Annotated in this window: 13 protein-coding genes; 2 read left to right on the forward strand and 11 right to left on the reverse strand. The window is 47.5% G+C overall.

The window, feature by feature from the left end; translation table 11 throughout:
- Positions 1-118: 118 nt before the first annotated feature.
- The 3 genes from NSQ68_RS23140 to ftsE all read right to left on the reverse strand — a co-directional run bounded on the left by NSQ68_RS23140 (position 119) and on the right by ftsE (position 3,081).
- Entirely contained in the window at positions 119-1,402 is a 1,284-nt protein-coding gene (locus NSQ68_RS23140) for a peptidoglycan DD-metalloendopeptidase family protein (RefSeq protein ID WP_307351566.1), read from the reverse strand.
- An 85-nt stretch (positions 1,403-1,487) separates the two neighbouring features.
- Positions 1,488-2,405: a permease-like cell division protein FtsX gene (gene ftsX / locus NSQ68_RS23145; protein ID WP_013312238.1), complete on the reverse strand. Its 918-nt coding sequence runs from the start codon at positions 2,403-2,405 to the stop codon at positions 1,488-1,490.
- Complete coding sequence (gene ftsE / locus NSQ68_RS23150) at positions 2,395-3,081, reverse strand: cell division ATP-binding protein FtsE (protein ID WP_023990620.1); 687 nt, start codon at positions 3,079-3,081, stop codon at positions 2,395-2,397. The genes ftsX and ftsE overlap by 11 nt, the downstream gene beginning before the upstream one ends.
- A 224-nt stretch (positions 3,082-3,305) precedes the next feature.
- Here ftsE and NSQ68_RS23155 point away from each other — a divergent pair, with 224 nt between their 5' ends.
- A complete protein-coding gene (locus tag NSQ68_RS23155) occupies positions 3,306-4,724 on the forward strand; it encodes a VanW family protein (RefSeq protein WP_342427287.1) in 1,419 nt (472 codons plus the stop codon).
- 71 nt (positions 4,725-4,795) lie between these two features.
- Here NSQ68_RS23155 and NSQ68_RS23160 read toward each other — a convergent pair whose 3' ends face one another.
- Positions 4,796-5,935 (reverse strand): S-layer homology domain-containing protein, encoded by a 1,140-nt coding sequence (locus NSQ68_RS23160; RefSeq protein ID WP_342427288.1) that lies wholly within the window; start codon positions 5,933-5,935, stop codon positions 4,796-4,798.
- A gap of 263 nt (positions 5,936-6,198) precedes the next feature.
- Between NSQ68_RS23160 and NSQ68_RS23165 the strand changes: the two genes are divergently transcribed.
- On the forward strand, positions 6,199-6,987 hold the full coding sequence (locus NSQ68_RS23165; protein WP_342427289.1) for an alpha/beta hydrolase family protein: 789 nt from the start codon (positions 6,199-6,201) through the stop codon (positions 6,985-6,987).
- A gap of 75 nt (positions 6,988-7,062) precedes the next feature.
- Here the strand turns inward: NSQ68_RS23165 and NSQ68_RS23170 are convergent, their stop codons facing one another.
- From NSQ68_RS23170 to argH, 7 genes are all read right to left on the reverse strand, one after another.
- Complete coding sequence (locus NSQ68_RS23170; RefSeq protein WP_342427290.1) at positions 7,063-8,697, reverse strand: glycosyltransferase family 39 protein; 1,635 nt, start codon at positions 8,695-8,697, stop codon at positions 7,063-7,065.
- Between the two features lie 103 nt (positions 8,698-8,800).
- The gene (locus NSQ68_RS23175; RefSeq protein ID WP_342427291.1) at positions 8,801-10,402 is read right to left on the reverse strand and encodes a glycosyltransferase family 39 protein; all 1,602 of its coding nucleotides are present in this window, start codon (positions 10,400-10,402) and stop codon (positions 8,801-8,803) included.
- Entirely contained in the window at positions 10,399-10,818 is a 420-nt protein-coding gene (locus NSQ68_RS23180) for a GtrA family protein (RefSeq protein WP_025721701.1), read from the reverse strand. Before NSQ68_RS23180 ends, NSQ68_RS23175 begins: the two co-directional genes overlap by 4 nt.
- Complete coding sequence (locus NSQ68_RS23185; protein WP_342427292.1) at positions 10,781-11,788, reverse strand: glycosyltransferase family 2 protein; 1,008 nt, start codon at positions 11,786-11,788, stop codon at positions 10,781-10,783. Before NSQ68_RS23185 ends, NSQ68_RS23180 begins: the two co-directional genes overlap by 38 nt.
- Before the next feature lie 23 nt (positions 11,789-11,811).
- Positions 11,812-14,271: a glycosyltransferase family 2 protein gene (locus NSQ68_RS23190; protein ID WP_342427293.1), complete on the reverse strand. Its 2,460-nt coding sequence runs from the start codon at positions 14,269-14,271 to the stop codon at positions 11,812-11,814.
- The gene (locus NSQ68_RS23195; protein ID WP_069292030.1) at positions 14,264-14,515 is read right to left on the reverse strand and encodes a hypothetical protein; all 252 of its coding nucleotides are present in this window, start codon (positions 14,513-14,515) and stop codon (positions 14,264-14,266) included. The genes NSQ68_RS23190 and NSQ68_RS23195 overlap by 8 nt, the downstream gene beginning before the upstream one ends.
- A 448-nt stretch (positions 14,516-14,963) precedes the next feature.
- On the reverse strand, positions 14,964-16,376 hold the full coding sequence (argH, locus tag NSQ68_RS23200; RefSeq protein WP_342427294.1) for an argininosuccinate lyase: 1,413 nt from the start codon (positions 16,374-16,376) through the stop codon (positions 14,964-14,966).
- Positions 16,377-16,418: the final 42 nt, after the last annotated feature.

The following is a 16,418-nucleotide window of genomic DNA, read 5'->3' on the forward strand; positions in this document are numbered from 1 at the left end:
ATATGTTAATTGTATCCTACTCCGTGTCTCAATGCACATGTTCTTCATCGGATATTAAATATTACAGCAAAGCCCTATCTACAACCGTAATGGCTATAAATAGGGCTTACCTTATTTACTATAAATAGTTCATCGGATTTACAGGTTTGTTATTTTCGCGCACCTCAAAATGACAGTGGGGTCCTGTGGAATTACCCGTCGAACCAACTTCTGCAATTTTTTGACCACGTTTCACAGTCTGCCCCGTATGAACCACCGTACCGCCATTGCGAATGTGTCCGTATAGGGTCCATAGTCCGTCTCCATGGTCAATTACAACTGTGTTTCCATAGCCACTCCACCACTCGGCAACAATGACAACACCGTCTTCAGCTGCATGAATATCAGTTCCCTGCGGAGCCGCCATATCAATACCTGTGTGACCTTTAAGCTTGCCAGTAATCGGATGTACCCGCATGCCAAAAGTAGATGAGAGTCTGTAATGAGATACAGGTAAAGCCAATGTACCTGATCCACCCGTATACGTACTGGCTGCCGCATGGCTGGAATTCGAGGCGGCGCCTGAGGAAGAGGATGCATATCGTTTGGCTTCAGCTGCACGTGCAGCCGCTCTAGCGCGTGCGGCTTTGGCAGCCTGCTCCGCTCTGAGCTTGTTCTTCTCCTGCACCAGACCCACACGTTTATTCGCAAGGGCTACCAGCATATCATTTTGCTCTTCGCTGATTTCATCTGACTCCGCAATATCATGATCGTAATTGGAAATCAGTCTTTGCTTCTCTTTCTCCTTCGAATCCAGTTCTGCTTTGGCGCCCTGCTTGAGCGCATACAGCTTCTTGGCATTTTTATATTCCGTATCCAGCTGCTTCTTCTTACTTACGACCAGAGCCTTGTCCTTTTTATGCTCGTCCAACAGGATTTGATCCTGCTCCACGATCGTTTTCAGGGAATCTACTCGGCTGAGAAAGTCACTAAAACTGGACGAAGACATAAGCACGTCCATATATGAGACTGTTCCATCCGTATACATCAAACGCACACGAGTTTCCAGCATTTTTTCCCGTGACTGGATACGATCAATTGCCTCAGCTAAATCTTTTTTAGTCGCACGCAGATTATCTTCCGTTTGATCAATCTGAACCGCAACACGAGTCAGCTGATCACTGACACTGTTAATCTGAGCAAGCACAATTTTCAGGTTTTGCACGGTTTTATTTTTGTAATGTTGGGCATATTGTTTATCTTGAGCAGCCTTTTCCTGTTGTTGCTTGGCAGATTGGGCCTGCTTTTCCAATTTGTTCAGCTGCGAATTGATCTCACTCATGCTTTTGGCATATCCGTCAGAAGGCTGGATTAGCAATGCGGCTACCAAGGTAGCGGCCAACACAGATCCTGTTTTTTTCAACTTGCACTCCCCATCCTTTATCGCAAAATAACACCGGGCTTCCCCGTACTAATTTATATCGACCACGACGTCCAACCAGCGCTTCTTATACTTTTAAAAACTTGCGCATGGACAGGGTACTGCCAACAATTCCGACCAGCATCCCCAAAATAATCAGCAATGCACTCAACTGAATCCAAATGCCTTCAAGTGGCATAAGCTTCAACATATTCAGAGCTATATCGCCCTGAACGGCGGTCAGCAAACGCTGATAGCCAGTAAATAAAATACCCACGGTAATCAGGGAACCAATGAGACCAATAAGCGCTCCTTCAATAAAAAACGGCCATCGTATAAAAAAGTTGGTCGCACCGACCAGCTTCATAATGCCAATCTCTCTTCGTCGTGCCAATATGGTCACGCGAATCGTATTCGAGATGAGGAACATGGACATGATCGCCAGTCCGGCGACGAATATAAAGCCTACATTACGAATGAGCTTCGTAATCGTAAAGAGCGTCTCTACGGTGCCTTTTCCATAACGAACCTTTAAAATCGGTTTCTCTGGATGCAACGTATTCAGCTTCTCAATCTTTTCGGCCACAAATGGAACCGTTGTTGGTTCAATAACCTCTACCACAATTTTGTCCGGCAGTGGATTGCTGTCCTTGTCAAAACCCTCCAGCAGCTCCTTGCCGCTGTCACCCAAATCTTTGCGCAGCTCTTCCAAACCCTGAGCTTTAGTCACAAAGGTCGTTTTGCTGATTTCTGGCATCGCCGCGATTTCCTTTTGCAGTGTTTCACGCATGTTTTGCTCTACATTCAGCTCCAGAAATACGTTAACCTCCACCTGACTATCTGCCTGATCAGCCAGGGAATTGACGTTGAGCACCAGCATGATAAATACGCCCAATATGAGCAGTGACACAATAATCGAGGTGACGGATGCCACGGACATCCAGCCATTGCGGAATATGTTTTTGAAACCTTCCCGCACATGACGTAAGAAGGTGTTAAAAGTCATATCCGTACTCCCCTCTTACCTGATCCCTTACGATGTTGCCATTTTCAATGGCAATCACGCGTTTACGCATAGAGTTCACGATGTCTTTATTGTGGGTCGCCATCACAATGGTCGTGCCTCGAAAATTAATTTCGTCCAGCAACTGCATGATCTCCCACGATGTTTCCGGGTCCAGATTTCCCGTAGGTTCATCGGCAATGATCACGGAAGGATTGTTTACGATGGCCCGTGCAATCGCTACACGCTGTTGCTCCCCACCGGAAAGCTGGGCAGGCTCACGATTCATTTTTGTTTTCAAGCCAACCAGTTCAAGCACTTCGGGTACCCGTTTGCGAATCAGCTTCTTGGGAGCTTCAATAACTTCCATAGCAAAAGCCACATTCTCATAAGCCGTCAAACGCGGCAAAAGTCGGAAATCCTGAAAAATGACTCCGATGTTACGACGAACGTAGGGAATTTTACGCTGCTTGAGCTTCCCGATATTAAAACCATTGACTGAAATTTGCCCCTTGGTAGGTACTTCTTCTCTATAAATAAGCTTCATAAAAGTCGATTTCCCCGCTCCAGACGGGCCGACTACGTATACAAATTCATTGCGGTCAATTCTGACCGATACTCCTTGAAGTGCGTGGGTTCCGTTAGTATAGGTCTTCCACACATCCTGCATTTCAATCACTCGATCACTTCCCGTTGCTTAATCATATTACGCATAACCTAATATCCATTCGACATATTCCATGCATTTCCTTTAAAAACTTCTCTATTTCATCATACCGTTTATCATTGTAACAAATTTGTTACCTAAATAGTACCGAAAGTTTTCTGCTTTTGGCACATATATATGAATATTATGGCACACGAGTACGCTATCAAGCTTATCAGACAGGAGACATCTGCATTATGAAAAAAATTCATTTATCTGTCATTTGGATATGGTCTGGTGTTCTGGCGCTAGCCATGTTGTGGGGAGGACTTCATCTGTACGCCGACAGACAAACACTGCCGGAGGGAGTGAGGGTCGGAGGAATTAACGTAGGAAGCATGGATCACACAGCCGCTCTTCGGCTGGTGGATAAAAAATTGGATGCATTGAAGCAACGTCCACTACTTCTGACGGACAGTGACAGCAGTGCACAGGATATAAAAATTACACTCGGAGAAGCAGGAATTCATTATAAAGCGGAGGCATTTCAGAATGCCGTGACGGCACTCAGCTCGGAGCATCTATGGACTCGTGTGCAGACACGTTTTAGCTTTGAGAAGGAATGGTCTATCACATCTTTCCGACAGGAGGAGATATTAAGGGCCCAATTCGGAGCCGATTGGGAGGAGCAACGATATGGCATGCCTACCAATGCTGTGCGACAGATTGACGGGAATGATCAGGTACGTTATATTCCGGGGCGCTCTGCGCGACGTCTGGATTGGCCCAAACTGGATGCTGCCCTGGAAAAGGCGCTGCCCAAGGATTTTACTGCTTCTGAAGAGCCGGTACGAGTGGAATTACCGTTCCGTCAGCTGGAGCCGAAAATTTCGGTAGACAGTCTGCGTAACGAAGGGATTGAGCGCAAAATCGTCCAGTTCTCCACCAGTCTCGGCAGCAGCTCAGAAGGACGCGTGTATAACGTCAATTCAGCGGCAAGCACCGTTGATGGTTTAATTCTCAAGCCTGGTGACATGTTCGACTATGGCCAATTGATTGCCAAGGCTGGGCGCACTCATGGCTTTCGTGAAGCTCCAGTGATCGTGAACGGTCAGTTGGAGTCCGGTATAGGCGGCGGGATTTGTCAGGTATCCAGCACGGTGTATAATGCAGCGCTGCGAGTCGGTTTGGACATTGTTGAGCGCCGCAACCATTCCTTGCCGGTCAGCTACCTGCCCAAAGGTCAGGATGCGACTTTCGCCACAGGGTCCATTAATTTCCGTTTTAAAAACAATACAGGCAAACATTTGCTACTTCGTGCCGCTGTCCAAAACCGAACACTTACTGTTAAATTTTTTGGTACATTTCCGTCCAATGTTTCGTATGAACTGGAATCCCATACGGTTCGCGTACTTCCCATACCGGAGAAGAGGCTGCGTAATGACTCACTTTCCCCCGGCTTCTATCAAGTACTTCGGCAGGGCAAAGAAGGGTATGTGGTAGAAACATTTCGGGTAAAAAAGGTAGACGGAAAAGCCGTAGATCGCACCCGAATCAGCCGCGATACGTATCGAGCGCAGCAACGTATTATAGCTAGTTATGGCGGTGGCACATCGTCTGAGCCACAAACACGTGAACCCGAGAAGTCTATTGTCGAGGACGGTATAAGCGAATAAACGAAAAATCCCCCTTCCACTGTCGGCTGGACTTGTTCCAGACAGAGTGAAAGGGGGATTTTAGCTATAAATTACTCGCTGCGTTTACCCAAAACAGAAATTTCTACAGGCTCACTTTTGTTACCGTCTGCATCTTCAGCTTGGATTACCAGCCTAACGGTTGCTTTTTGAGTAAGCACACTGATACTAAATGTGCCATCACCTTTGGCTACTGCACTGCCGATAGGTAGTTCGTTGGAATAAGCGGTTACTGTGGAACCTGCTTTAGCTGTCCCCGTAATTGTACTTTCTCCGTCATACACATTGTTGACTTTCAGTGCTCCCGTAGTTGCAACTGTGTCTGTAGTGCTATCTGTAGTTGTGTCTGTATCTGTGTTGGTATCTATTGTTGTAGAGTTGTTCGTAGTCGTGCTATCTGTGCTGGTATTTGTGCTGCTATCTTCTGTTTCGCTGCCAGAAGTAGTCGACGTGTTGCCATAAGTGGAATCTGTTACGTTGCTGTATGTGGAATCCGTTACCGTTCCACCAGGAGTCGTCGTCAGATTATCAACAGGGCTCAGGTTGTAGCCGGAAGCAGCGTCCAGAATAGCAATCGCCTCTGCACGAGTCAGCGACTTCAGTGGCTGAAATTTACCATCCGGATAGCCGTTGATGATTTTTTGCTCCGCAGCTGCCGCTACACTTTTCTTTGCCCAAGATCCAATTTTGTCGGAGTCAATGAATTTAGTAACATCTGCTGCGTTACCCGCAGTCAATCCAATAGCTTTGCCTACGATAGCCGCAGCCTCTTGGCGTGTTACCTTACCATTTGGTTTGAGCTTGTTATCTGCATAGCCGCTTATGTAACCTGCATTCACGGCACTTGTCAGCTCATTGTATGCCCAGTGAGAAGCTGGTACATCTGTGAACTTTCTGCCTCCATTACCGTTTACTTTTACACTGTCCGCATACGTTACGTCTGTCACAGCTGGAGTATCCTGTGTGAACGTACCCAAGCTGCGGTTCAGAAGAACAATAAATTCTGCACGTGTGATTGCCGCATCCGGTTTTACCGCGCCGTCCAATTGTCCTGTGGCTGACCAGCGTTGCACCTGATCTCCTGCCCAATGTCCATTTGTAGTTTGAGGAGCAGCTGCCGCTGCACTGAATGCGCTAAGAATAAGACCTGTACTCAATACACCTGTAACTGTATTTCTTAACTTTTTTCCCATGCTATAAATTCCTCCTCTGATTGGATTCATCATTCTTTTTTAAACACTTTACCAGAAATCAAACCCAAATAACCCCCAAATTAAAAAAATCGTCCCATATAACCATACCCCCTCCTAATGTAGGATAAATAAGAAACGGGACTTAATACCTAGTTGATCACTTGGATATGTATATTTAGACAGGCTAAGGTATACTGAATGAATACTCAGTCATATGCTGAACACCGCAATGAGGCACAAACCCTAGGAAAAGAGGTCTTCTTATGGCTCTTATTCAATGTCAGTTTTATTCGGAAGTTCTTGGTCTGAGCACATCCATGAATGTTATTCTTCCTCAGGCAACCCGTTCACAAATTGGACTAGAGGGCAAGCAGGGAACCGGGCCACATCCGACGCTGTATTTGCTGCATGGCCTATCGGACGATGATTCAACCTGGTTGCGTCGAACCTCCATTGAACGCTACGTGGCCTCATTGGGCCTGGCTGTCGTTATGCCCCAAGTACATCGGAGTTTCTATACGAATATGGAGCAAGGAGCAGCTTATTGGACCTTTATCAGTGAAGAATTGCCAGCTTTGGCACGTTCATTCTTTCCTCTGTCCGACAAGCGTGAAGATAATTTTGTAGCCGGACTTTCTATGGGTGGATATGGTGCTTTCAAACTGGCACTCCAGCATCCAGAGCGGTTTGCAGCCGCTGCCAGCCTCTCGGGAGTTATGGATTTACACGCATCACGCACCGATCCTATGCAAAATGCGATGAGTCCAACGGAATGGCTTAACATTTTTGGTCCAGATGAAATACGTGGAACGGATCACGACTTGCTTGAACTGTTACAACGTCATGCTGCCTTGGGGACCTCACTTCCCCGGCTTTACCAATGCTGCGGCACAGAGGATTTCCTCCATAAGGGAAATCAGGCTTTTCGTGAAACATGTAGTACCGTCGGGGTTCCGCTGACCTACGAAGAAGGTCCTGGAGCGCATGAATGGGGATACTGGGACGCGAAAATTCAGGATGTTCTGGCATGGCTACCGCTCAAAGAGCACTAAGCAGGTTAAAAAATCCCCGCAACTTCCCTCATCGCACCATGGCGAAGGGATAGGCTCGGGGATTTATTATACACATTAGGGATTTGTCGTGGTCTCCGTTGATGGAGATCCTTTAGTTAGTGACTTGGGTAGCACCTTGTACAAGCGCCACTCACCGTTAAACTCACGTTCGAGCTGAACCCAAGGAGCGCCTTTTTCATACAAATTCGGATATACCATATTGATTTTACTCAGTGGCATGCCTGACATGATCTTAGGTACAAGGATATAATCCACATGGTAATCCTGCGGATAACTTAATGCCTTATTGAACGAATAATCGCTGGTGATCAGGAAGCGTTTGGGATGTTGGCTGTAGACAATCATGGTGTAAGCTGAAGCCGAATCGGTCATAATGGTAGACTTCGGCAGATGCTCATCCAACCAAACGGCAATCCTACGATCTGACTCCTGTCTCACATAGTTCACATTACCTGTCCGTGTGAGAAAGCTGTTCTCATCCGGTGCAATATCCGGGCGAGTCAACGCATAGGAAAGTAATCCAGCGGTAAGCAGCAGACTGACGGACACCAGGCCAAAGGCTGCCCTCCGCCATCGTCCCTGAAGCTGGCTCAGCTCATAGGGCAACCAAGCTACAGTAATTGGGAACACGTACATAAAATAACGAAACCATCCGTACGAAGATTGCTTCATCATGAGTAAAAACTGCAACCCGGGCACTGACAGGAACAACAGCAAAATAATCAGTGTTCCCCATCGGAACAAGCGTCCACTCAACAGACGAATGATCAGAATAGCAAACAACGGTACGGAATACCAGAGTGTTTTGGAAGCGATAAATTTTAAAGCCACCAGCGGATTGGAGAAAATCTCTACAAACTTATCATCATTCAGCAGTTCTGCTGATTGGGCCGTGTTCGAATACTCCGAATTCAGGAAATAAAAAGCATTCCCCATAATGAGATAGTTAAAGAAAATCCACAACAGCCCGGAAAAGACTACGGGGAGCAGAAGCAGTAACCAAGTTGCCTCGACCTTGTGCAGTTTTTCTCGCAAGGCCAGCTCGCGTCTGCCCATGTTTCGATGTAGAAACATGATCGCCAATACCACTCCACCCGCCATTGCCACGCCCAGAGGGACCGCTTCATAGCGAGTCCAGAACGCCATGGCAAGCGCTAATCCAGAAACAATCAGACTTGCCGTCATGCGATCCTTGAGCCACAATGCAAACTCAATCACCGTCATCATAATGAAATATATGTATAGCGAATCGCTCAGCCCATTGGCACCAAACAGTAAAATAAACGGATTCAGTGCATACAACAGTGCCAGTATGATGCTCATCCCTGAGCTAAGCCCTGTTCTGACCCCCGCCCGATACAGCAACATAGCGGTCAAAGCGGCAAATGTAGCACTAAGAATGATAGCAGCCAATCCATAGGTGGCTAATGCCGGAAAGATTGGATACAGCAGTAGAATCACCATTTCCAGAAGACTGGGTAGTGGATTCCAGATAAATCCGATTGCGCCCAAATGCGGGTCGCGGCTGTACAACACATAAAATGCATTAGCTACGCGACTAAGCGCGTCTGTGTGCATATATCCCAGAACATAGCTAAAATAGATACCCGCAGACAGCTCCAATGCAAGTATAAATACAAACAGACCTATAGCCATCCATCTGCTTGCAGACCATTTGCGAAAGGACATTCCTCTCGTTCCCCCTCAAACTTCTTGCGGTGATACAGCTGTAGCTTACTCACACCCTACAGCTGTATTCTTCCCTCCGCTACGATACACTAAAATATAATCATTATTTCGATTCTTCATGCTCTATTTTGTACAGTCGCCACTGCCCGTCAAAGTCATGTACCAGTGAGGCCCACGACGCTCCCTTTTCGAACAAATCAGGATAGTTCCGGTTCACCTGATCCAGCGGTACCCCATCCACCACGCGCGTGACCAAGACATAATCCACCTTGGAAGCAGGCAGATCCATTAAAGATTCCCCAAAATCATAATCACTCGTAATCATAAACTTCTTCGGAATTTTGCTGCTCAAAATGATCGGATAGGCGGCATAAGAATCTGTCAAAATGAGAGATGAACCATAATACTCATCCAGCCACGGCGCTATTTTCCGCTCAATAATTTGACGTTCGTAGCTTTCATTACCACTATGCGTCAAATAGCTGTGTTCATCTGCTGCAATCGCGGGGTTCGTCAGTGCGTAGGATAACAAGCCTGCTGTTACCAACATTCCTGCTGTTACCAGTGAGATTCCGATCCCCCTCATTTTTCCTTTCAATAAACTTAGCTCATATGGCAACCAAGCTACCGTAATCGGGAATACATACATAAAATATCGGAACCAGCCAAAAGAAGACTGCATGAGCATCAGCAAAAGCTGAAGTCCTGGCACCGATAAAAAAATGGCCAGTAGCGTTAACGTACTCCAACTCAACAGACGTTTGTCCAACAATCGTATGAGCAAAATGGCAATCAACGGAGCAGCATACCATAAGGTTCGTTGCCCGATGAACTTTAGCATCAGCACAGGGTGGGCGAACATGGCCACAAAGCGTTGATCCTCCAACAAAGCCGCGGATTGTGTGGAATTGGAATATTGCGAGCGTAAAAAGTAAAGCGGATCGCCCATGATAATCCAGTTAAAAAAGAGCCACAGCAGACCGGAAAAGATAAGTGGCAACAACAATAGAAGCCATGTCGCTTCCACCTTGTACAGGCGCTCTTTTAAAGACAATTCCGTTCTAACCCTTTCTCTGTTTGTACGCCACCGATGCAGAGAAAAGATCGTCAGCAATACACCCACAGCCATCGCAACGCCAAGCGGGACCGCTTCATAACGTACCCAAAATGCCAATGCAAGCGCAAAACCGGATACGATCAAATTCGCTGCCTTGCGATCCTTCAACCACATACAAAATCGACTCACTGTCAACAGAATGAAAAAGATATATGGCGAGTCACTTAAGCCGTTGAAGCCAAACAGAAACATAAATGGATTCAGTGAAAATAATAGCGCAATCAGCAAACTGGTTGCACCGTGAAGCCCCAACTGTTTGCCCGTTGCATACAACAATGCCGCGCTCGCCCCTGCAAACAGACTGCTCACAATCACTGCCGCCAGCCCGTGGGAAGCGAGTACCGGAAATAAAGGATACAACAACAGCACCAGCAGCTCCATCAAACTGGGCAGCGGATTCCATACAAACCCGATAGCACCCAAGTGTGGGTCACGACTGTATAGCACATAAAATGCATTAGCCACTCGACTGAGCGCATCGGTATGCATATAGCCAAGATGCCATGCAAAATACACACCCACAGCCAGTTCAAGAGCAGTAATACAAGCAAACAATGATAGCAATTTTCCGTGTTTTCTTAAAATCATGAAACCTCTTTCTGACGCTGTTGCGGAACGGAGAAGATCCAGTAGCGGTTCCAAAAATAATTATGAACAGGCACGATGATGGTAGTTAGTACTTCACCGATCAGATACGACCAACCGATCCAGTGAATGGTCACGTACATCAGAGCGGCATTTAAGAGCAAGCCACAGGTACAGACCAATAAATATTTAAGAAACTGGGTGCGGCTTCCCTCACCGGTAGGCTCAAACGTCCAGTTTCGGTTCAGCACATACGAGACGAGCAGCGTAACCACGAATCCTATTGTAGTAGCTGTTACTGCAGGTACCGTAAACAGCTCCACCAGCAGCACAAGTACACCAACATGGATACCTGTACCCAGCAGGCCCACAATCCCGTATTTAATGATTGGATACTTTAGATATGAACGTCTGATCATGTTGATTAAACTCCCTGTCCACCCACAATCGGTCAGCATTTGCCCGTTTATCTGCTATCAGATAGCGAGGTCTAGCTTTGACTTCGTGATATATGGCGGCAATATATTCTCCTACTACTCCGATCGACAGCATGAGTACACTGCCGATAATCAAGAGCAGCAAAATGACAGTGGTAAAACCGGTCACAGCGTCACCCATTAATTTACGCATTAAGGTCTGAATCCCCAATACGACTGAAATCAGCATAAAAATGAGGCCCATCAGACTTACTACCCGTAATGGTACTGTCGAAAACGAAACGATCGCTTCTGCTGCCAGTCGAGTCAGCCCTAACGGACTCCAGCGGCTTGGACCCTCTTCGCGTGGAGCCACCCGGAATGAAATCTGGGTTTTACGGAAACCAAGCCAGGCCGTCATCCCGCGGAAAAACGGCATCCGCTCTGGCATCGCCATCCAGGCATCCACCACTCGTCGATCCAGTAGCTTATAATCGGAGGCATCCTTGAGATTAAAGCCCGTCAAGCGGTTCAAGGTCGCGTAGAACAAAGAAGCTCCAAGCTTTTTGCCCACCGACTCTTCTCCCCGGAATTCTTTTACACATTCGACCAAATCATAACCTTCATTTTGCCATAAACGCACCATTTCTCCAATCATCTCAGGAGGATGCTGCAAATCACCGTCCATGACAATGATTGCATCGCCAGAGGCATTTTCCAGACCTGCGCACAACGCCAGCTCCTTACCGAAGTTCCGACTCAACCGGAGCGCGAGCAAAGAGGGCATACGATAGGATAATTCAGACAATTTAAGCCACGTATCGTCCTTGGAACCATCATCTACAATGATGAGCTCATAGCGTGAGGTGACAACAGACAGTACCCCATCAATCACCTTAAGTGAACGCTCAAGATGCGAGCTTTCATTGTACATGGGAATGACGACGGATAAAAAAGGTGTTTTTGTCTCCATTCTTGCTCCTTCTTTCTTCATATTCAGGAGGACTGTGCCGGGGTATCATCCAAGTCGTGCATATCGGTCAGACCATGTGTCGTCTTTTCCCAATAGAACGGCTTGGTAATGAGCTGCCAAGCTGCTTTCACCGCAGCTATACTCATTAGTACCCAATATAACGGCGAGAGTAGCCCGTATTTGACCATCGCGTATGAAAATGTTCGTTCACCGCGCTCTTCCAGTTCCCCGATGACCCAATACATTCCGGCCACGTTACTGAATACGAACAGAAAGTTACCGATATAAAATTCCGCGCTGGCCAAGTAATACACATATCCCGGGAACAGCTTGGGAATAAAGGACAATTCCCAGCCAAACCATAAAATAAGCAAGCCCCAAAAAATTGGATTCAGCAACGGCAACATCGGAGTTGCCAAAATCATCACCTGAAAGCCGAAAAAGCCTTTCCAGCCCACTTCGCGCACCAGCTTCACCGGATTGCGCATATGAACCAGCCACGTCTGCATATACCCCTTGATCCAGCGTGACCGCTGACGAATCCAGTTGCCCACGCGGCTGTTAGCTTCCTCCCATGTGCGGGAATCGACAATAGCAGTTTTGTAGCCGCCTTTATACAGACGTATGCCCAGATCGGCATCTTCGGTTACATTATAGGGGTCCCACGCATTGATATCTTTCAATACAGATACCCTAAAATGATTGGATGTGCCACCTAAAGGAATTGGGGTATCTAACTGCATAATACCCGGCAGCAGTAGCTCGAACCACATACTGTATTCTTGAGTGAACCAGCGGGTCAGCAAATTTTGTGTACTATTGAAATAGTTGAGCTTCGCCTGAATACACGCATAATGCTCAGGGAGTGAATCGAACGCTGCAATGACCTTTTTAAGCTGATCAGCGTCGGGACGATCCTCAGCATCGTAAATCACGACAAACTCGCCACGTGCCCGAATAAGTCCATAATTACATGCCTTCGGCTTGGTTTTCGGCAAACCGTCTGGAACGACCAGTGTCGTGTAATAGGCCGGCAGCTTCATTTCCCGAAGTAGCTCGATCGTCTCAATGTCATCCTCTTCAATCAGCAGCCGCACGTCTAGCTTAGACTTGGGATAATCCAGCTGCTCCAAATTTCGCAACAACATCGGAAGCACGCCCGCTTCCTTATACATAGGTACAAGAATGGTATAGATCGGCAGGTTCTTTTCATCCATGGCGTCAACCTCTTCCTTCGTAAAACGAAGCTGCGCCCCACGCCGGGAACCGAGATAAATAATGCCAAATTTAAATAGCGTCATCGCAAAGTAAAACAGCTGAATCATCATATTGATGATCAACACCGTTTTCCAACTGTTCCAGAAGAGACCGAGCAGTGTAATCATACCCATGGCTGCGAACACCCAAAGTTGTCCCTTTGTAAACGTCGTCCGCGCCGAATTGTGCGGTTCTTTTTCCAACAGCCCGGTCGTGCTCTCCTGCATCATTTCTTCACCGTAGATTTTACCCCAGAGCTGCTCCATCTCTTCCTTCGTAGCAAGCACCTGCTCTACCGGCATACCCAGAATTTCCTCCAGCTTCAAGCGTCGCTCTTCTGGCAGCGGATCGCTGACCGCCACAATATATCGGTTCATATATTGATGGATAACGACCACGCCATAAGCCATTGCCACTTGCTCGGGTAGTTTGTACGCCGCATCCAGCGCGAGCTCCTCACCAATACGCCCGATTCGGTTCTGCGTAGCAATCGCGCGGTACAAATCCGCAGGTTCCAGCATTTGCAATGACAGCAAGATGTCGCCCAGCAGCCCGCCGCTCTTCGCCTGGAACTCCAGTGCGCGCTCCAGTTGTTCCGGTAATATATAGCCGGAACGAACCAGCATATCGCCTAGGCGCTCCTTGGACTCGTCGCCGCCAACCTGTTCCTGTAGCTGCTCGGCTGTAATGAAGCCCATCTCTACAAGAATATCGCCCAACCTGCCTCCGTAACGCTTCTGGTTGCGGATGGCATCTGTCAGCTGATCGCGGGTGATCATCCCGTTCTCCACCAGTTGATCTCCCAGACGGGCCTTGCCGTTTCGGCCGCTCTGCGTTCCTACTGCGGCCTCTTCGCCTTCCGTACCAGGGATACTGGAAGCAGCGCCCATAGCAGCTCCTGCTGCTGTCTGTTCCTGCCCAGATGCATATTGGACTTGAGCCTCCTGCACCTGTCCATCCTGTATCCCTTCATCCAGCAATTGTTCCACAGCTGCTGCTGTATCATTGGCGTTCTGTATAGCCTGGATACGAAGTTCTGTATCCTGAAGTCGCCGTTCCAACTCTTCGATATGAAAATCAAGCTTGTACAGCACCGGGGCCTGCTCTGACCGCTGAGCCTCTAGCTGTTGTTGCAGTTGTTCGATTCGCTGACGCTCTTCTTTTATTCTTCTCTTGGTTTGGCGAATTGAAACTCCTCCAACCTGCCACCTAAGCTTGTCACCCATGAATTCCCGCCCTCTCAATCCAGCGCCGCTCTTCCGCAAGCGCATCTGCAAGCAGCTGCTTTAACTCCGCATCCCGCTGCTTTTTCCGTTCCAGCGCCGCGTGGAAAAGTTCCCGCTCCTCACGCAGTAACTCCTCCGCTTGTACCCGTTCCTCATGCAATGAAGATATCAGTTGATCGGCTTCAGAAGCGCGATAACCGATCCAAGCGCTCTTTAACTGACGCGCCGTCCTTTTAGTTCTCATAATACCTCCCTGGATCATCCCGACTCTGCCTTCTGCTACGTCGCTACTTTAAAGCATTTACATGCCGTTCTCCCAAAACCAGGACATACCTCTGTTCTCATTCAAGCCCTTCATTTACACATTTATGAAATTCACTTGACCAAAAGAGCCCCTAGTAACTTGACATTTATTTATTGAATATAGTTCTTGTCCTATTGAATTGGTAATTCAATGAAAAACTTAGTGCTATTCTACCATAATCATCGCAGACGTAGTATACAAAAATGTAAATACTAGAAACTTTCACACTAGCGTAGTAATAGGTATTTAGAACTATAAATTATTGCCCCCAAAAAGCACAAAAGACACCGCTAACGGTGCCTTAGAATCTTAGATTGCTAATTCCTTAAAATTTGATTTTACACAGCATCCCGCTACTGTGCAAGAGAATAATATCTTTCTTTACTAATTAATTATTTGGCTTGTGCCCTTCAAACCATGTTGAGGTATTCGCCAGGAGCTGTTCACTGCGCCCAATGGCTGCCTGTACTTGACCGGTAGCGGTTCCACCATATACATTCCGTGCATTCACTACCGCTTCTGGTTGAAGCACTTCATAGATACGATCATCAAATAGATCCGAAAACTGCTGAAATTCGTCCAGTGTCAGATCAAGCAAATATTTTCCATGCTGGATGCAATACAGTACGGTTTTGCCAATGACCTCATGCGCCTGACGGAACGGAAGCCCTTTGCCGACCAAGAAGTCCGCAATATCCGTTGCATTGGAGAAGTCCTGGTTAACCGCTTGACGCATGCGATCCTTGTTCACCTTCATCGTGGCAATCATCGGTGCGAACAGTTGCAAGGCTCCTTCCAGCGTGGCAACGGTATCGAACATCCCTTCCTTGTCCTCCTGCATATCCTTGTTGTATGCCAGCGGCAAGGATTTCAATACAGTCAACAAGCCCATGAGGTTTCCATAGACACGTCCGGTTTTACCACGTACCAGCTCCGGTACGTCCGGATTTTTCTTCTGCGGCATAATGCTGCTGCCTGTGCAAAAAGCATCATCCAGCTCGATAAAACCAAACTCCGTGCTGCTCCATAGCACCAACTCTTCGCTTAGACGAGACAAATGCGTCATAATCAGCGAGGCGCCAGCCAGGAACTCCACGATAAAATCCCGGTCGCTGACGGCATCGAGGCTATTTTCATATACGCCATCAAATCCCAGCTGCTCGGCTACAAAATGACGATCGATCGGAAAAGTGGTCCCGGCCAAAGCGCCAGCGCCGAGCGGCAACACGTTAATCCGCTTGTAGCTATCTTTGAGTCGGTCAATATCACGCTCCAACATAGACACATACGCAAGCAGATGATGTGCAAATAAAATAGGCTGCGCACGCTGCAAGTGTGTGTATCCAGGTACAATCGTGTCCAGATTATCCTTTGCCTGACCGATTAATGCAGATTGTACATCATGCAGCATACCCACCAGCGATACCACACGTCCACGCAAATACAAGTGCATATCCGTTGCTACCTGATCGTTACGGCTACGCCCAGTGTGCAGCTTACCCCCGACCGGACCAATGGCCTCGATTAGATTTTTTTCGATATTCATGTGAATATCCTCATCCGAAACGGAAAATTCAATTTCCCCACGGCGGATACGCTCCAGGACGGTGTTCAGTCCTTCCTTGATCGTGTCTGCATCCTCCTGCGGAATAATTCCGCATTTCCCCAGCATGGCCACATGAGCCAAACTGCCTTGAATATCTTCTTCCGCCAACGCCTGATCAAACCCGATAGAAGCCGTATATTCCTCTACCAGCTTGTTCGTTTGCTTCGTAAACCGTCCGCCCCATAGCTTACTCATTGCATGATCCCCTCTCTGCAATACAAGCCGCCCTCGTCGTTT

Origin of the sequence: Paenibacillus sp. FSL L8-0158 (assembly GCF_038592965.1) — a bacterium.
In the GTDB taxonomy this organism is placed as follows: domain Bacteria; phylum Bacillota; class Bacilli; order Paenibacillales; family Paenibacillaceae; genus Paenibacillus; species Paenibacillus polymyxa_D.